Origin of the sequence: Halopelagius fulvigenes, from assembly GCF_042662625.1 — an archaeon.
Lineage (GTDB): Archaea > Halobacteriota > Halobacteria > Halobacteriales > Haloferacaceae > Halopelagius > Halopelagius fulvigenes.
In genome coordinates, this window is record NZ_JBHSXH010000015.1 from 1,056,524 (window position 1) to 1,073,416 (window position 16,893).

General features: G+C 67.6%; 19 protein-coding genes. 10 read left to right on the top strand and 9 right to left on the bottom strand.

Annotated elements, in window-relative coordinates:
- Position 1: 1 nt before the first annotated feature.
- The 3 genes from ACFQEV_RS15565 to ACFQEV_RS15575 are packed head-to-tail and all read right to left on the bottom strand — an operon-like array spanning position 2 to position 3,075.
- Positions 2-1,957: an ATPase, T2SS/T4P/T4SS family gene (locus ACFQEV_RS15565; RefSeq protein WP_379697959.1), complete on the bottom strand. Its 1,956-nt coding sequence runs from the start codon at positions 1,955-1,957 to the stop codon at positions 2-4.
- A 55-nt stretch (positions 1,958-2,012) separates the two neighbouring features.
- The gene (locus tag ACFQEV_RS15570) at positions 2,013-2,474 is read right to left on the bottom strand and encodes a DUF7311 family protein (protein ID WP_379697961.1); all 462 of its coding nucleotides are present in this window, start codon (positions 2,472-2,474) and stop codon (positions 2,013-2,015) included.
- 1 nt (position 2,475) lies between these two features.
- On the bottom strand, positions 2,476-3,075 hold the full coding sequence (locus ACFQEV_RS15575) for a DUF7310 family coiled-coil domain-containing protein (RefSeq protein ID WP_379697963.1): 600 nt from the start codon (positions 3,073-3,075) through the stop codon (positions 2,476-2,478).
- A 75-nt stretch (positions 3,076-3,150) separates the two neighbouring features.
- Here ACFQEV_RS15575 and ACFQEV_RS15580 point away from each other — a divergent pair, with 75 nt between their 5' ends.
- Positions 3,151-4,239, top strand: coding sequence for a tubulin/FtsZ family protein (locus ACFQEV_RS15580; RefSeq protein ID WP_379697966.1), 1,089 nt, complete (start codon positions 3,151-3,153; stop codon positions 4,237-4,239).
- A 106-nt stretch (positions 4,240-4,345) separates the two neighbouring features.
- Here ACFQEV_RS15580 and ACFQEV_RS15585 read toward each other — a convergent pair whose 3' ends face one another.
- A complete protein-coding gene (locus tag ACFQEV_RS15585; RefSeq protein ID WP_379697969.1) occupies positions 4,346-5,695 on the bottom strand; it encodes an alkaline phosphatase family protein in 1,350 nt (449 codons plus the stop codon).
- Positions 5,696-5,891: 196 nt separating this feature from the next.
- On the opposite strand from ACFQEV_RS15585, the gene ACFQEV_RS15590 reads away from it, so the two are divergent.
- From ACFQEV_RS15590 to ACFQEV_RS15600, 3 genes are read left to right on the top strand one after another with little or no spacing between them, the layout of a single operon-like run.
- Entirely contained in the window at positions 5,892-6,338 is a 447-nt protein-coding gene (locus ACFQEV_RS15590; protein ID WP_379697972.1) for a DUF5788 family protein, read from the top strand.
- Positions 6,335-8,083: a DNA polymerase/3'-5' exonuclease PolX gene (gene polX, locus ACFQEV_RS15595; RefSeq protein WP_379697975.1), complete on the top strand. Its 1,749-nt coding sequence runs from the start codon at positions 6,335-6,337 to the stop codon at positions 8,081-8,083. The genes ACFQEV_RS15590 and polX overlap by 4 nt, the downstream gene beginning before the upstream one ends.
- Positions 8,083-8,574, top strand: a complete 492-nt coding sequence (locus ACFQEV_RS15600) for a Mut7-C RNAse domain-containing protein (RefSeq protein WP_379697978.1) — start codon at positions 8,083-8,085, stop codon at positions 8,572-8,574. The genes polX and ACFQEV_RS15600 overlap by 1 nt, the downstream gene beginning before the upstream one ends.
- Positions 8,575-8,619: 45 nt before the next feature.
- Here the strand turns inward: ACFQEV_RS15600 and ACFQEV_RS15605 are convergent, their stop codons facing one another.
- A complete protein-coding gene (locus ACFQEV_RS15605) occupies positions 8,620-9,498 on the bottom strand; it encodes a cell division protein CdpA domain-containing protein (protein ID WP_379697980.1) in 879 nt (292 codons plus the stop codon).
- Between the two features lie 188 nt (positions 9,499-9,686).
- Between ACFQEV_RS15605 and ACFQEV_RS15610 the strand changes: the two genes are divergently transcribed.
- The 3 genes from ACFQEV_RS15610 (at position 9,687) to ACFQEV_RS15620 (ending at position 11,339) form a co-directional block, all read left to right on the top strand.
- The gene (locus ACFQEV_RS15610) at positions 9,687-9,968 is read left to right on the top strand and encodes a DUF5789 family protein (protein WP_379697982.1); all 282 of its coding nucleotides are present in this window, start codon (positions 9,687-9,689) and stop codon (positions 9,966-9,968) included.
- A 10-nt stretch (positions 9,969-9,978) separates the two neighbouring features.
- Positions 9,979-10,668 carry a CPBP family intramembrane glutamic endopeptidase gene (locus ACFQEV_RS15615; RefSeq protein WP_379697985.1) on the top strand — a complete coding sequence of 230 codons (690 nt, stop codon included), beginning with the start codon at positions 9,979-9,981 and terminating at the stop codon, positions 10,666-10,668.
- A 218-nt stretch (positions 10,669-10,886) separates the two neighbouring features.
- Positions 10,887-11,339, top strand: a complete 453-nt coding sequence (locus ACFQEV_RS15620) for a DUF302 domain-containing protein (protein WP_379697988.1) — start codon at positions 10,887-10,889, stop codon at positions 11,337-11,339.
- 30 nt (positions 11,340-11,369) lie between these two features.
- On the opposite strand, the gene ACFQEV_RS15625 is transcribed toward ACFQEV_RS15620, so the two are convergent.
- From ACFQEV_RS15625 to ACFQEV_RS15635, 3 genes are all read right to left on the bottom strand, one after another.
- On the bottom strand, positions 11,370-11,693 hold the full coding sequence (locus ACFQEV_RS15625) for a DUF7344 domain-containing protein (RefSeq protein WP_379697991.1): 324 nt from the start codon (positions 11,691-11,693) through the stop codon (positions 11,370-11,372).
- Positions 11,694-11,842: 149 nt separating this feature from the next.
- On the bottom strand, positions 11,843-13,108 hold the full coding sequence (nreA, locus tag ACFQEV_RS15630; protein ID WP_379697994.1) for a DNA repair protein NreA: 1,266 nt from the start codon (positions 13,106-13,108) through the stop codon (positions 11,843-11,845).
- Positions 13,109-13,318: 210 nt separating this feature from the next.
- On the bottom strand, positions 13,319-14,302 hold the full coding sequence (locus ACFQEV_RS15635) for a transcription initiation factor IIB (protein WP_092537505.1): 984 nt from the start codon (positions 14,300-14,302) through the stop codon (positions 13,319-13,321).
- A gap of 118 nt (positions 14,303-14,420) precedes the next feature.
- Between ACFQEV_RS15635 and rnhA the strand changes: the two genes are divergently transcribed.
- On the top strand, positions 14,421-15,014 hold the full coding sequence (gene rnhA, locus ACFQEV_RS15640) for a ribonuclease HI (protein ID WP_379697998.1): 594 nt from the start codon (positions 14,421-14,423) through the stop codon (positions 15,012-15,014).
- Entirely contained in the window at positions 15,007-15,597 is a 591-nt protein-coding gene (locus tag ACFQEV_RS15645) for a DUF7108 family protein (protein WP_379698001.1), read from the top strand. Before rnhA ends, ACFQEV_RS15645 begins: the two co-directional genes overlap by 8 nt.
- A gap of 18 nt (positions 15,598-15,615) precedes the next feature.
- Here ACFQEV_RS15645 and ACFQEV_RS15650 read toward each other — a convergent pair whose 3' ends face one another.
- Entirely contained in the window at positions 15,616-15,975 is a 360-nt protein-coding gene (locus ACFQEV_RS15650) for a PadR family transcriptional regulator (RefSeq protein ID WP_379698003.1), read from the bottom strand.
- A 333-nt stretch (positions 15,976-16,308) separates the two neighbouring features.
- Between ACFQEV_RS15650 and ACFQEV_RS15655 the strand changes: the two genes are divergently transcribed.
- The gene (locus tag ACFQEV_RS15655; protein ID WP_379698006.1) at positions 16,309-16,842 is read left to right on the top strand and encodes an inorganic diphosphatase; all 534 of its coding nucleotides are present in this window, start codon (positions 16,309-16,311) and stop codon (positions 16,840-16,842) included.
- Positions 16,843-16,893 lie beyond the last annotated feature (51 nt).

Genomic DNA, 16,893 nt, shown 5'->3' on the forward strand with positions numbered 1-16,893 from the left:
GTCAGTTCACCTCCCGTCGGCGGTAGGCGGTACGGACGTCCTCCGGGCGGGTCCTGTCCGTCTCGGCGAGGCGGCCGAGGTGCGCCGTCCGTTCGTCGAGGGCCGCGAGAACGTCGGCGTACGCTTCCGTCGGCCCGGCGAGGGACTCCGCGAGCGTGCTGTCGCCGCGTTCGAGGAGGCCCGTCGCGTCGAGTCCGTCCGCGCCCGACTCGTAGAGCGTCTCGAACCGCACGCCGTCCGCGCCGGTGCGCACCTCCTCGACGCTCGCGACGCGCCTCTGAGGGCCGTCGCGGGCGCACGTCACCACGAGGTCGGTCGCGCCGAACGCCGACTCGGCGACGCCGAGGTCGGAGACAACTCGTTCCCGAACGGCCGCCGCGGAGTCGCCGTGTATCGTCCCGAGGACGGCGTTGCCGTGCGCGCCGACGCGCATCGCCTCGTACAGCGTCCCCGCCTCCTCGCCCCGAACCTCGCCGACGACGAGAGCGCCGTCGCCGAGTCGGAGCGCCGTCTCGAGGGCGTCGTCGGGCGAGAACGACCCCTCGCTCCCGTCGAGTTCGACGGTGAGCGGTTGCACGTCGCGGCCGCCCTCTCTGAGCGCTTCGACCGGCAGTTCCGGCGTGTCCTCGACGGTGACGAGGCGCGTCGCGGCCGGGAGTTCCCAGAGCAGGGAACCGAGGAGCGTCGTCTTCCCCGCCCCGCGCGTCCCCGCCACGAGCGCCGCGGCCCCGCGTTCGGCGGCCAGAGAGAGCAGTGCCGCCGCGTCTGTGGGGAGCGTCCCCGCCGCGACGAGTCCCGGGAGCGTCCACGCGTCGTCGCCGTGCGCCCGGAACGCGAAACCGATGCCGTCGCTCGCGGGCGCGGTGACGCCGGCGACGCGCACCTTCGTCCCGTCGGGACGCGTCACCGCGGCGTCGAGTGCGGGCGTCGCGCGCGAGAACGCCCGTCCGCTGGCGCGGCGGAATCGCGACGCGAGGGCGGCCGCGCCGTCGGCGGTGAGTCGGACGTTCGTCCGCACGCGTTCGCCGTCGAGGGTGACCCGAACCGGGTTCTCCTCGACCGGCGCCGACGCCACCACGTCCGTGACGCGCGGGTCGGCGAACAGGTCGTCGAGGACGCCGTTCCCGCGGGTGTACCGCCGGAGCACGTCCGTCAGCGTCTCCACGGGCGTCGCGTCGTCAGCGACGCGGCGGACGGCGCGGCCCGGCGCGCGGTCACCGCCCTCGACTCGGCCGCGGGCGAGGCAGTCGTACGCGGATTCGAGCGTCGCAGTCGCGGAGGGGTCGAGGGCGTGCGCGACGGGCGTGAGGTGATAGAGCGTCCCGTCGGGCGTCTCGTACGTGCGGACGGTGGCACCCGACGGAAGTTCGCGGCGGCCGAGAAGCGACGCCCCGGCGGGCGGACGAAGCGTGACCCGCGACCGGGCGACCGACGGCCCCACGGCGGGTCGAAGCGCCTCGTCGTACCCCGCCGCTCGCGCGGCCCCCTCTTCGAGACCGGTTTCGGCGACGATGCGGCCGACGGCTCCAGCCCGCCCCGCCGCCTCGCGCGCCGCGCCGAGCGGGTCGCGCCGGGCGCGGGCCGCCAGCGACTCGTCGTGAAACGCGACGCGTTCGACGAACCGACCCGCCGCGAGGAGGAGTCCCGCCGCGGCACCTTCGTACGTCCGACCGACGCCGTCGGCGACGGTCCGGACGACGTCGGCGTCGCGGGTCGCCAACGCGCCGACGACCGTCGCGCGGCAGTCGGGGCTCGAAGCGAGGTCGCCGCCGCCGGGGCAGTCGTCCGCGTCCACGACGAGCTCCGCGCGACGCCGACGCCCCCGCCCGGCGGGCGTCTCGAACCGCGGGTCGCACCGGCAGGTGTCGTCTTCGGAGTCCGCTCCCGACCGAACGGCCCCGACTCCCGCTGCGACGGCGGAAGCGAGGTTCAGACCGGCGTCGAAGTCGATTGGCATGGGGTGGCTGGTCCCGTTTCGGTATATAAACCTCCGGCGGTGCGACCCGACCCGTTCACGCCGGGCGAACGACGACGACGGTTCCCTCGGGCCGGGAGAGGAGCGAGAACGAGAGCGCGTGCGACCCCGGCCCCCGGAGGACGACCGGTCCGTCGAGCGTCCGGAGGGGGACCGGAAGCGACAGTCGTCGCTCCGTCTCCCGACCGCCGGAGAGGGCGTACGTCAGCACCGGACGGGACCCCGTCGTACCGGGTCTGCCGCCGACGGCGACGTACGAAACGCCGGCGGCGGTCCACGAACGCGCGGGGACGCTGACGCGGACCGTTCGCCACGGGGCCGTCGAGAGCGAGGGCGTCGGGTCGTCGCCGTACGCGAGCGATTCGACGGCCCGAACCATCCGCTCGGCGTCAGCGTCGAGACTCGTCGCCGCGCGGTCAGCGCGGGCGTCTTCGACGGCCGGAAGCGCCGCCGCGAGGAACGCGGCGGTGAGCGTCACCGAGAGGAGCAGTCGAATCACCTCAGAGCGCCCCACGGAGACGCGCAGCGAGGGAGTCTCCCTCCTCTTCCGCCCCCGTCGCGTCCCCTCGCGCGTCCGACCGCTCCGTCTCCGCGTCCCTCCCCGAGACGCCCGCGTCCGCGTCCGTTCGGTCCGCTCCCGTCCCGCCGTCCTCCGGCGCGCCGGAGAGGTCGTCGACCGGAACGCGTTCCACGACGAGATCCGACTCCCCGGCCGCGGAGGATCCGAGCCGTTCGACCGCCGCGAGGGCGGCGTCCGCCTTGCGTTCGACCGACTCGTCGACCGCGCGCACGCCGCCGAGGAGGCCGCGCACGGCGTCGAGTTCGGCTTCGAGCGTCTCGACGCGCTCCCGCAGCGCCCCGAGTTCGGCGTCTCGCCCGTCCGTCGAGTCGTCCTCGCCGCCGCTGCGCGCGCCGGTCGCTCTCCCGGCGTCGCCCGCCGGAGAGGGTTCGTCAACAGGCCGAGAGGTGCCGTCGCCGTCGGCCGCCACCGCCCGTTCGACGGCGTCGAGGCGGGCGGCGAGCGCGTCGAAATCGACGGACGTCGTCCGTCGGTCGGTCGTACGCCGCTCGGCGGTATCGCGCGTCGAGTCCGGAGTCATGGGACTGACTGGTCGCGTCATCTGACTTAAACTACTGGTGGGAAGGTTGAAGGTGTCCAGCCTCAAGCGAAGGGTATGAAAACCGTCCTGATTGGTGTCGGGCAGGCGGGTGGCAAGCTCACCCGGGAACTGGCCGACTTCGACTCTCGAATGGGCTTCGGGGCCGTCCTCGGCGCTATCGGAGTCAACACCGCGGAAGCCGACCTCCGAGAACTCCCCTTCGAGACGGTCCTCGTCGGACAGGACCGCGTGAAGGGTCACGGCGTCGGCGGCGACAACGAACTCGGCGCGGAAGTGATGCAGTCCGACAAACAGGAAGTGCTCGCGGCCCTCGACGGTCGAATCACCGCGGAGGCCGAGGCGATCTTCGTCGTCGCCGGACTCGGCGGCGGCACGGGAAGCGGCGGCGCGCCCGTCCTCGTGAAGGAACTCAAGCGCATCTACGACGTGCCGGTCTACGCCCTCGGCGTCCTCCCCGGCCGAAACGAGGGCGCGATGTACCAGGTGAACGCCGGCCGGTCGCTGAAGACCGTCGCCCGCGAGGCCGACTCCCTCCTCCTCGTGGACAACGACGCCTTCCGCGCCACCGGCGAGAGTCTCGGCGAGGGGTACGACGCCATCAACCGCGAAATCGCCCAGCGAGTCGGGTTGCTGTTCGCCTCCGGCGAGGCCGTCGAGGGCGTCGGCGAGAGCGTCGTGGACTCCTCTGAGGTCATCAACACGCTCCGCTCCGGCGGCATCGCGGCGCTCGGATACGCGTCCGGCGAGTCCGCCGAGAACGCGGAGGGGAACATAAACACCGTGATGAGCACGACCCGTCGCGCGCTCATGACGGGGACGAGTCTCCCGGAGGCCAACGAAGCCGATGCGGCGCTTCTCGTCGTCGCGGGCGTCCCCGACAAGATTCCGCGCAAGGGCGTCGAGCGCGCCCGGCGATGGCTCGAAGAGGAGACGGGCAGCCTGCAGATCCGCGGCGGCGACTTCCCCCTCGACAGCGACCGAATCGCGTCGCTGATCCTGCTCGGCGGCGTCGAACGCTCCGACCGACTGAAGAGGTTCATGGCGCGCGCGAAGGAGGCCCAGAAGGAGGCCGAGGAGGAAGCGGCGAAGCAGGAAGACCCGGCGGACGCGTGGCGGAACGACGAGCTCGAAGACCTGCTCTGAGGGCTCCGGTCGCGGACCCGGTACGACCGCTATTTTTCGGCGTCGGCGCGGAAAACGGAGAACGACAGCGACGGAGCGGAGGCCGTCGGGCGGAACCGAGCGTCGGTTACTGGTTGAGGAGGCTCGCGCCGTCGAAGTCGGGGCGGCCGTAGTCGACGCCCATCAGGTCCAGAATCGTCGGCGTGATGTCGTAGAGGTTGGCGTCCCCGATGCTCGCGTTCGGGTCGTCGATGTAGAGCGACGCGTTGTCGAAGCTGTGCATGCCGTTCCGCGGACCCTGTCCGAACACCTCCTCGTGGCCCTTGAAGCCGGACTTGAGGTCGAATCCGTTGTTCGGGACGACGACGAGGTCCGGGGCGATGTCGTCGTGGTCGCCGCGGAACGCCTCCTCCTTCTCGACGACGCGGGCGGCCACCTTGTTGCCGTCCGGGCCTTCGAGGTTCTCGAGCATCTCCTTCAGTTCGTCGCGGCGTTCCTCGTACTCCGCTTCCGGAACCGCGCCGCGCGGTTCGCGGCCTTCGAGGTTGATGTAGAAGCGGCCGGGGATGAGCGAGTACGCCAGCGTGTCGTCGGAGATGTCGGCAAGCTGGTCGTGGTCGTCGTCCTCGTAGGAGAGCCACCCCTCCTCTTCGAGCAGGGCGTTGCAGTGCACCTCGTAGTCGAGCGAGGTGAAGCCGTGGTCGGAGGCGACGACCATCGTCACGTCGTCGGGGAGCATCTCCCGAATCTGGCCGAGGTAGTCGTCCACCTTCCGGTAGAACTCCATGAACGCCTCCTTGTTCTCGCCGTCGCGTTCGTAGTCCTTGAAGAGGAAGTGGTTCACCCGGTCGGTGGTCATGAAGACGCCGAAGAAGAGGTCCCAGTCGTCCTGTTGGATGTAGTGAGAGAACGCGTCGAACCGCCTGTCGATGGTCTTGTGGGCGTTCTCGACGAAGTCGGACTTGTCGTCTTGGTGTCCGAGCTTCGCGTTCACGTCGATGATGTAGTCCAGTTCTTCGAGTTTGTCGCGGAAGTCGTCGGGGTAGGCGGCCTTCTCGACGCTCGGCGAGAGGAAGCCCGAGACCATGCGCTGGACGTTTCGCTGCGGCGGGAACGTCACGGGCACGTTCATCACGGTGGCCTTCCGTCCGGCCTCCGTGACGCGGTCCCAGAGGCGCGTCGCCTGCACGTCCCGACCCATCGGAACGTACGTGTCGTAGGAGCCGTTCTCCCGGTCCTGGAAGCCGTACACGCCCGTTTCGCCGGGGTTCACGCCCGTCGTCAGCGCCGGCCAACAGGCCGACGACTCGGGCGGGACGATACTCTCTATGTCCCCGGCGCTCCCGTCGTCGGCGAGACGAGCCATGTTGGGGAACTCGTCGGGATTCTCGGAGAGGAGACTAAACGGGACACCGTCGATTCCGATGAAGGCGACGCGCGGTTCGTCCTTCCCGCGCAGTCGGTCGAACAGACCCATAGAGTTCCGTACCGTGGTTACGCATAAGAAGGTTCTTCTACTTCCGAACGTCTGCCGCCGGCTACGACAATCTGAATCCGTCTGACTGTCGCCGATACCGACTCGTCCGCGGTACGCGGGCCGAAGACGCCTCCGAACCGGACGACTGGGGGCGAAGGAGCGAAGTGTCGCGCCCCCCTACTCCGGCGCAGTAACCGTGAAAGAGTTCGAGCGAAAGCAGCTACTCGAACGCGCCAATCGCGAGGCGGCGACGATAGGCGCGGACATCCCCGACGTGATCGACGTGCAGGGCGAAGAGGTCGAACTCCGCGACTTCGTCTTCGAGATAAAGCGCCGCGACACCGTCCCCGCGGGGGAGAAAGAGCGAGTCGAGACGGCGAAGCGCAACCTCCGGCGCGAACGCCTCCAACGCCTCCGGAAGATAGAGGACAACGAGGTGAGCTTCGAGGAGGGCGAGGAACTCGTCGAGAGCATCATCGGCATCGACCGGGCGTTGAACGCCCTCGAACAGCTCCGGCCGAAGGACCTCGAACAGGAAGAACAGCTGCAGGAGGCCGCGGACAAGAAGCGCTGGATGAGTTTCCTGAAGCAGGCGTTGGGCCGCGACGACGCGAGCAGCAAGCGGCGGGGTGGCCGCCTGTGAGCCGAAACGCCGACGTGGCCGCCCTCTTCGAGGAGTTCGCCGACAGACTGGAGGCGAAAGGCGTCAAGTACAAGCCGAACGCCTACCGCCGCGCCGCGGACAACATCCGCGCGCACGACCGCCCCATCGAGGGACTCGCCGCCGAGGGCGAGGAGGCCGTCGAGGAGATTTCGGGCGTCGGCGACGCCATCTCCACGAAAGTCGTCGAGTACTTCGAGACGGGCGAGATCGAGGAGTTGGCGGAGTTGCGCGACGAGATGCCGGTCGACATCCAGGCGCTGACGAGCGTCGAAGGCGTCGGGCCGAAGACGGCCGGAACGCTGTACGAGACGCTCGGAATCACCACGCTGGACGAACTGGAGGCCGCCGCCGAGGCGGGCGAGATACGCGAGGTGAAGGGGTTCGGCCCGAAGACGGAGGAGAACATCCTCTCGAACGTCGCGTTCGCCCGGCAGGCCCAAGAGCGAGAGCGCATCGGCGACGCTCGCCCCCTCGCGGACGACGTCCTCGAACTGCTCCGCGGCGACGGCGCGGTGGCGCAGGCGGAAGTCGCGGGCTCCATCCGCCGGTGGCGCGACACCATCGGCGACGTGGACGTGTTGGTCGCGAGCGAGGACGCGGCGTCCGTCGTGGAGACGTTCACCGGGTGGGCCGGCGTCTCGACGGTCATCGAGTCCGGGCCGGAGAAGGCCAGCGTCCGGGCCAACGGCGTCCGAATCGACCTCCGCGTCGTCGTCCCCGAGGAGTACGGTGCGGCCCTGCAGTACTTCACCGGGAGCAAGAACCACAACCTGAAGGTGCGGAACGTCGCGATCCGGCGCGACCTGAAGATGAACGAGTACGGAGTCTTCGACGTGAGCGACGTCGAGGACCCCGACGCGGGCCAACGGGTCGGCGAACGCGTCGGCGGCGAGACGGAGGAGTCGATGTACGCAGCCCTCGATATGCCCCCGATACCGCCCGAACTCCGCGAGGACACCGGCGAGGTGGAGGCCGCGTTGGAGGGCGACCTGCCCGAACTCGTCGAACGGTCGGACCTGCGCGGCGACCTGCACACGCACACGAACTGGTCCGACGGGCGCAACTCGCCCGCGGAGATGGTCGCCGCGGCGGAGGAACGGGGCTACGACTACTACGCGGTGACCGACCACGCGACCGGACCGGGGATGGTCGGCGGCGTCGGACTGGACGACGACGAACTCAGAGAGCAGATGGACGCCCTGCAGGACGTGGCGGCGGACGCGGACCTCGAACTCCTCCACGGCGTGGAGGCGAACATCGGCGCGGAGGGCGACATCCACACCGACGACGACGTGTTGGCCGAGTTGGACGTGGTCGTCGCCTCCCCGCACGCCGCCCTCGACCAGGACCCCGAGGCGGCGACCGAACGGCTGATCCGGGCGGTCGAACACCCGTCCGTCGATATCGTCGGCCACCCGACGGGCCGCCTCATCAACGACCGGGCGGGCCTCGACATCGACGTTCGGCGGGTCGCGGAGGCCGCCGCCGAACACGACGTGGCGCTCGAAATCAACGGCGACCCCGCGCGATTGGACCTGCACGGCGAACGCGTGAAGACGGCGATAGAGGCGGGCGCGACCGTCGCCGTCGATACCGACGCCCACCGGCCGGAGACGCTCGATTACGCGCGGTACGGCGTCCACACCGCCCGCCGGGGGTGGTGCGAACCCGCGGACGTGCTGAACGCGTGGGACCTCCCAGAGTTACGGTCGTTCCTCCACTGATGGTCGAGGAATCGGACTCGGCCCCCGCCGACGCCGAGGACCGCCTCCTCCTCGATTCGATGCTCGGCAAACTGGCGACGTACCTGCGGATGTGCGGGTACGACGCCGCCTACGTCCTCGACGAGGGCGAGGACCCGGGCGACGAGAGTCTCCTCGAACGCGCTCGGGAGGAGAGCCGAACGCTCGTCACGCGCGACGAACAGCTTGCGCGGCGCGCCCCAGAGAGCGTCTTCCTGCGGACCAAAGACATCGAAGCGCAGTTGCGCGAGTTCCGCGACGCCGGATACGACCTGACGCTGAGCGACGAACCGGTCCGCTGCGGGTCGTGCAACGGAGACGTCGTCCCCGTCGGCGACGAGGAGGCCGTGCCGACGTACGCGCCGGGCGCGGAGGAGGCGAAGCGGTATCGCTGCCGCGACTGCGGGCAGGTGTTCTGGCGGGGGAGTCACTGGACCGACGTGGCGGAGCGACTGGACGAGCTCGGAGAGTAACGGGGGAGGCGGGAAACGGAAGCGGAGAATCCGATTTTCGGGGGCTCAGCGCGGCGTCCACTCGTCGCAGGCGTCCATGTCGTCCATGAGTTCGTCGTATCGTCCGCAGTAGGGTTGGATGCCCTCGTCGGTTCGGACGTACTCGAAGTGGTCGCAGTTGCCGCAGTACGCGTCGGCGGGCGTCGACGGAGACTGCCCGGCGGCGTCCATCGGCGAGGAGAGGGACTGCGTGTCGGTGCCGCCGTCGGACATCGACGCCGTGGACGCGGGAGACGACGGAGAGGGGTCGGCGGCCGGGCCGGAGTCGGCGGCCGAGTTCGCGGCGGTTTGGGTGTCCACCTCGCCGTCGGGTTGCCCGCCGAGGAAGCCGATGCCGCCGAGTCCGCCGCGGGAGCGTTCGACTTCGACGTAGCGGGTTTCGCCCTTCTTCGTCACCTCGACGGTGGCGGTGCCGCCGGGGTCGTTCCGCGTCTTGAAGTTCGCGACGCCGACGAACAGGCACCAGAACGTGGTGATGGTGCCGAGAAAGTAGACGGCGACGGTGGGGAGCGTCAGTTCGGTGAGTCCCTGTCCGCACGTCGCACCGGACCACTGGCAGGGGTACGCGTGCGAGAAGAGGACGACGCCCATCAGCGCGATGGCCGCGCCGACGACGGCGGCGGCCTTCGTCAGCCGATCCGACGGGAGGACGGCGAAGACGCCCAGAAACACCGCCGGGACGCCGACGCCGCCGAGGATGCCGCCGAGCTCCCGAACGTCGCCGAGCGTCGTTCCGGCCCCGATGAGAAGGTCCGTCGATGCGACGACGATTCCGGCGATGACGAGGAGTGCGCCGACGAGGAACAGCCCCAGTCCGAACGTCAGTCGCCGGAGGCTCGGCCCCGAACGTCCCTCCCCGTGGTACACCTCCGAGAGACTGGTCATGGCCCGAGTTTGAACCTCATCCCACAAAACGGTGCGTCAGACGCACGTACGACGCCGCCGGACTGTCGCGGAGCGAAGAGCGTTCGACGCCGGCCGCCGAAGCGGCGCGAGAGCCCCGCGAGAGCGGTGCTGCGGCCACCTGAAGTCGTGTCGAAGGGATTATTGCCGGGGATGGCGAACTCCGGAATATGGCTGACGAGGAAGAAGACGAGGGGCCCGTCGTCGAACTCGGCGAAGAGACGCCCGTGGAAGGGCAGCCAATCGCGCGCGTCGCGTCTCGACTGACGTGGCCCAAGCAGGCCAGTTGGGTCGAACGGCAGGAGGGCGACGCGGTGATTCGGACGCCGTCGGGCCCGCAGACGCTCTCGGACGTGCTCGACCGGGTGGACGAGACGTACTTCGACAAGCGTCAGACGTTCATCGAGGAGGTCCAATCGATCGTCGGAACCGGACCCGTCGAGACGGAGTAGGACACCACCGGTGTTCGGATATCGGACGCTTCGGGACTCGCTCGCCCGCCTCACGTGGGTTCAGCGCTCTCTCCTCCTCGGATCTCTCCTGACGGTTCTGTGGGGCGTCTGGACCGTCCCGCCGTCGAACCTCACGTACCGCGTGGTCCGCGACGTCGTCGTGTTTCTCGTCTTTCCGGGGATACTCGCCATCACGCACGGCCGCGACCTCGGGTGGCGCGTGGACCGGACGGCGCTTCGGAACACCGTCCTTCTGGCCCTGTTCGTCCTCCCCTTCTACCTCGTCGGGTCGTCGCTCCCCTCGATACGGGCGTACTACCCGATGTGGGAGACCAGCGCCGCCCTCGGGGAGTTCCTGCCGCACGCCCTCAAGCAGTTCGTCGTCGTCGTCGCGGCGGAGACGTACTACCGCGGACTGCTCTGCGTCGGCGTCGGCGACGAACTCGGCTTCAAGAGCGTGTTCATAAGCCCCGTCGTCTACGCGTTCCACCACCTCGGGAAACCGCCGATAGAACTCCTCCTCTCGGGGCCGACGGACGTGCTGTTCGGCGCGGTGGACTACAAGAGCGACTCGATCCTCCCCTCCGTCGTCGCCCACGGGTTGGGTCTCGGACTCCTCGATTGGTTGGTCCTGCACGACCCCCTGCTGCCGCCCGAACAGGTCGTGGGGTGGTTCCGGTGGCTACAGATTCCGCTCTAAAACCCACCTTTTTCGAGGGGGTCCTCGCGCGCCGGAGGCGCGCTCGAACCCCTCCAAAAACCTGGCCAAAAAGGGCCGCGACTCGCTCGCTACCGCTCGCTCGCCGCGGTACAGTAGGGTACAGGACAGCACCGTACCGCACCGCTACTGCGACGGGGAGTCGTGCGCGTTAGACGCACTCCCATAGACTTTCGCCGGTACCGCGCGAACCGACGAGTATGGCACTACCGTTCGACCCCGACAGTCTCGACTCGGAGGACATCGGCGAGAAGCGCGCGACACTCCACATGGACCACGAGGAGGCGGTCGAACACGTCCGCGAGGCGTTCACCGACGCCGGGTTCGGCGTGGCGACGGAGTTCTCCCCCTCGGAACTACTGAACGAGAAGGTGGACGCCGACCGCGACCCCTACTACGTCCTCGGGGCGTGCAACCCCCAGATGGCCGACGAGGTCCTCGACGCCACCGACAACCGGATGGGGGCGCTCTTCCCCTGTAACGTGGTCGTCTGGCAGGAGGAACCGGGCGTCCAGACGGTGTACCACGTGAGCATCATACGAATCGGCAGGCTCACCGGGGTGGCCCCCGACGACGAGGCGATGGCGGAGATCATCGAGACGACCGGCGAACTCGCCGACGAAGCGTACGCGAACCTCGACACCGCGGAGTGACGGCGAGGCGGTCCGCCGCGCCGGCGGTCGTCACTGTTCCCCGTCGAACACCGCCTCCAGAATGTGCTCCGCGTCGCCGATGTTGTCCGCTAAGGCGACGCGGTTCCCGCCGTCGGAGAACTCGACGAGGCCCTCCGAGTCGAGTTTCGGGAGGTGAGCGTGGTGAAGCGAGATGAGAACGGAGTCGATGTGTCGGTCCGAGACGTCCTCGTTCGGAAAGTCCGTCTCCTTCATCGCGATGTCCGTCGCCAAGGCGTCTATCGACATCGGCGTCTGGTTCTCCTTGAGCGACAACAGAACCAGTAGACGACGAGCGTTGGCCAGTGCGCCGAGTCTCCGCACATCGTCATCCATGATTCTATAAATAGACGCTGAATATGGCGCTGGATGCACAATCACCTCTCACGAATATTATACCTTGCGTCGAACGCCGCGCGGCGGGAGTACGCGTCCGTCAGTGAGGCAACCGGCGAAGCGAGCGTCCGCCCGAGTTCGCCGACGACTCAGGAGAAGTCGGCCAGGTTCATCTGCAGTCCCGAAGCCATCGTGGACTTCCGCCGCAGGTCCGAAAGCGAGACGGGGAGGTACTCCGCGACCTGACGGACGGCGGCGGCGAACGTCTCCGCCTCGGCGTGTTCGCCGTCGAAGGCGTTGCGAATCGACTCGCGCACCTGCCAGACGCCGACCGGCCCCCAGTAGTCGTCGGAGACGTGGCGGACGACGAGCGCTTTCGCCTGCCGCCCGCGTTCGTTGAGGTGTTCGAGGACGCCGAGTCGGGAGGCGTGGTACGCGCCCGCCGTCTCCTCTACGTACCCGGTGCGCCCCTCGAACCCCTCGCGGTCCGCCGCCAACCACATCCCCGCGTCGGGGTCGGGGTTCCAGACGCTCCCCGGCGCTTTCAGTTCGACGAGTTCGTACTCCCACTCGCCGGGCGCGAGAATCACCCAGAAGGCGTTCCCGAGGAACTCCTCGCGGTGAATCTCCACGGAGTTCACGCTCGGGTTCGTCTGTATCCCCCCGCGGAGGAACTTCCCGACGGTGTCGTCCACGGCGGTGATGGACCACCGGGTGGGGACGAGTTTCCGGTTTCGCCCCTGTCCGAGTGCGCCCGCCGAGAGGATGGTGTTGATGTCGTAGACGTCGAACCCGCGGCGGTAGAGGTAGTTCATCGCGCCCTCGGCGTTCCAGTCGTCGTCTTCGAGCGTCTTCTCCACCGGACGGGGGACGTGGGGGTTCTCCGCCAAGTCGGCGGACCGAGCCCTCGCGCGGGGGCCGGTCGGCGTCGCGATGTCGTTCTCGGTCACGTCGAAGTCGATGTCCGGCGTCCCGTCGAGGCCGATTTCGACGCTCACCGGCCGGTCGGCGATGGCGACTTCGCGTTGGACGCCGAGGAAGCCGTCCCACGCGTCGTGCACCTCGACGGACTTCGTGGTCTGATTCGAGTTCAGGAGGCTCGTCCGTCGCTGAAACACGTCGTCGATGCTGACGCCCTCGTCGTACCACCCGGCGGACGTCTCGAAACGGGCGGCGTCGTCCTCGTGGCCGACGGGCGAGAGGATGCCCGTCGAGACGTTCGGGTAGTTGGAGGTGCCGACGAAGATGGAGGGCGAGACGCCCCCGAACAGCGAATCGCCCTGCACCGTCTCCTCGAACCGGTGTTGGAACCGTTCGAGGTGGTTCAGGATGTCGTAGGACTTCTCTTGGGCGAGGCGGCGGCGCTTCGCGCGGTCGCCCTCCGCTTCGAGGTCCATGTACTCGTCGAGGCGCATCCTAGTCGTCAGAGATACGGCGGCCAGTCGCTTGAACCTGTCGCGCTGACCGCGAGACGGCGCGGCGAGAGGGGGTTCGCCGCGGCGTCGCAGTCGGGGGACGAAAACGAGAACCGAGTCGAAACCGGGTCGGGTCGAACCGACCCGAGTCGAGTCGGACGAGCCCAGTCGGGCGGTGCAGAGAGGAGTCGGGTCGGGTGCGAGGCGGCGTTACCCGTGGATGCCCATCGCTTCTATCTGCTCTTGGTAGCGGTTGCGGATGGTCACTTCCGTCACCTGCGCCACGTCGGCGACTTCGCGTTGGGTCTTCTTCTCGTTACAGAGCAGCGACGCGGCGTAGATGGCGGCGGCGGCGTAGCCCGTCGGGGACTTCCCCGAGAGCAGTCCCTTCTCCGCCGTCGTCTCGATTATCTCGTTGGCCTTCGATTGGACTTCCTTCGAGAGGTCGAGTTCCGAGCAGAACCGGGGGACGTACTTCTTGGGGTCGACGGGCTTCATCTCGAGGCCGAGTTCCTGAGAGATGTATCGGTACGTCCGGCCGATCTCCTTCCGCTCGACACGGGAGACTTCGGAGATCTCCTCGAGCGACCGGGGGATGCCCTCCTTCCGACAGGCGGCGTAGAGCGCGGAGGTGGCGACGCCCTCGATGGAACGGCCGCGGATCAGGTCCTCGCTGAGTGCGCGGCGGTAGATGACGGAGGCGACTTCCCGCACCGACCGCGGAACGCCGAGCGCAGACGCCATGCGGTCGATCTCCGAGAGCGCGAACTGCAGGTTCCGTTCGCCCGCGTCCTTCGTCCGGATGCGCTCCTGCCACTTGCGGAGGCGGTGCATCTGCGACCGCTTCCGCGAGGAGATAGAGCGTCCGTACGCGTCTTTGTCCTTCCAGTCGATGGTCGTCGTCAACCCCTTGTCGTGCATCGTCTGGGTGGTCGGCGCGCCAACCCGAGACTTCTCCTGACGCTCCGAGTGGTTGAACGCGCGCCACTCCGGACCGGGGTCTATCTGCTCTTCCTCGATTATGATGCCCGTCGGTTCGTGGATGAGTTCGCCGTCGCCCGTGCGGACGAGTTCCTCCTCGTCCACCTCCTCTAAGTCTATCTCGTCCTCCTCTTCGTCGTCTACGTTCTCACTTTCGCCCTGCCATCGCGTCCGTTCAACATCTCGCTCCCGCTGGCGGGTGGGCCGTGTCATCGCATTTTTATAGTCCAGAGTGGCTTACACTTAAAATCTGGGGCGCATTTCGGTGAACGTTCGGCACGCGTGGAGTTCAGAACGAACGCGATTTACGGACGCTCCCGAACATGGGAGTATGCCGACTGTCGAGTGCGACCCAGAGGAGGCCCGACGGCGACTCGAAGACGCCGGCGTCGAGGTAACGGACGGCAACACCGAGTACGAGCGGTGGCGGGCGACGCACGGCGACGCCACCGCCGTCGCCTACGACGAGAAAGTCGTCGTGCAGGGGGCGCGGCCGACCGACCTCGTGGCGCTGTTGGAGTCCCGCGGCGGCCGAGCGCACGTCTACTTCGACGGCGCGAGTCGCGGCAACCCCGGCCCGGGGGCCGTCGGGTGGGTCATCGTCTCCGCGGACGGAATCGTCGGCGAGGGCTCCGACACCATCGGGCAGACGACGAACAATCGCGCGGAGTACGAGGCGCTGATTCGTGCGTTGGAGGCCGCAGAGAAGTTCGGCTTCGACGAGGTGGACGTCCGCGGCGACTCGGAGCTCATCGTCAAGCAGGTCCGCGGCGAGTACGACACGAACAACCCCGAACTCCGGGAGCGTCGCGTCCGCGTCAGGGAACTCCTCGAACGGTTCGACCGGTGGTCCTTAGAGCACGTGCCGCGGGAGATAAACGACCGCGCCGACTCCCTAGCCAACGAGGCACTCGACCATGCCTGAAGACGACTCCGCGGCGGAGACGGAAGAGGAGACGGACGAACTGCCCGGTGAGGCTGTGGAGGAGGTGGAGCGTCTGACTCGACTCGCCAGAAGCGCGGTGGACGAGAACGAGGCGGCCGCCTACGAGGACCGGCGCGAGACGATCTTAGCGCAGTTCGGGTTCGACGCGCGGGTCCGCGAGGAGGACGAAACGCTCGTGCTGTACCCCTCGGAGTGGCTCGAAGACGGCGTGGTCCAGTTGGACCGCATCGACGACGTAGACAGGGGGATAGAGCGTCCGCTGGGGACCGACGCGGGGGACGAAGGCGAGTTCGACGCCGTCGAGAGTCACAACTCCTCGGTGGTGGATGCGGTCGAAGAAGCCCACGGCCCGGTGCACGCGGCGAACGCGCGCGCGTTCGCGGACTTCATGAGTAACCACTACGTTCGGCGCGTCGAGTCGGCGTCGCGGAAAGAAATACGGGAGTTCTTAGACGAGTACTACCTGCGGAACGCGTGGCCGTCGGAAGATCAGTCGTCCGTGGTCGCCGAGAGTCTCGAACTGACGTTCGAGGCCGCCGGAGCGGACGTGCCCGAGTTCTGATTCCGTCGGCGTTCGCGTCTACAGGTACGAGTCGATGAGTTCGCGAACCTCGTCGGCGCGCGTCTCGTCCGTGACGAACTTGCCGAGCATCCAGTCGAATCGGTCGAGGACGGCGTCGTGGCCCTTCTCGGTCAGTTCGTACTGGTTGGTCCGCTTGTCGAGTTCGCTCTTCTCGACGAGTTCCATCTCGACTAAGTCGTCGAGGTTGGGGTACAGACGCCCGTGGTTGACTTCCGTGCCGTAGTACTCCTCGAGATTTCGCTTGATAGCGAGCCCGTACATGGGTTCCTCGGCAAGGATGACGAGGATGTTCTGTTGGAACGCGGTGAGGTCCCGCGCAATGCCGGAGATGTCGGTAACTGTTTGTGCCTCTGACATGGTAGGCAAAATGTCATCAAGCTATTTAACACTTCTCAACTGACGGTACATTTCCCGTTTATCCGTCGAAACCGGGCATCTCACTGGGGTACGGTTGTGTATACGTTCCCGCCTCGAAGTCCACTTTCGGTCATTTTTGTCAAGAAATAGTCGTCATTCGATACTCCTTTAGTATTATCTATAGGTGTTCGCCTGTCAAAATTTACTAGCCGGCTGCCGGACGGAACCGCGCGGAATCGCGTCCCGTCGGCGGTTCATGCGGAGAGCGAAATCGAGTCCCGTCGGCCACGTCGATTCGAAAATACTTTGCCGGCGTTGGGAGTGGCAGACGGTATGGTAAACCTCTGGGAAGACATGGAGACCGGCCCGGACGCGCCCGACGTGATTTACGCCGTCGTCGAGTGCCTGAAGGGAGAGCGAAACAAGTACGAGTACGAGAAGGACATCCCCGGCGTCGTCCTCGACCGAGTTCTCCACTCGAACGTCCACTACCCCTCCGACTACGGGTTCATGCCGCAGACGTACTACGACGACGAGGACCCCTTCGACGTTCTCGTCCTCGTCGAGGACCAGACGTTCCCCGGGTGCGTCATCGAGGCCCGCCCCGTCGCCCTCATGGAGATGGACGACGACGGCGAGAAGGACGACAAGGTCATCGCCGTCCCCGTCGAGGACCCCCGCTACGACCACGTGCAGGACGTCGAGGACCTGACCGACCAGCAGAAGGACGAAATCTCCGAGTTCTTCGAGACGTACAAGAACCTCGAAGAGGGCAAGCAGACCGAAGTGCTCGGCTGGGAGGACGCCCAAGCGGCGAAGGACGCCGTGGAACACGCGATGGACCTCTACGAAGAGAACTTCGCGTAACCGCTCGACTACGGACGCACTTTTTCGCCGCCGTCGACGGACGGAGTCCGT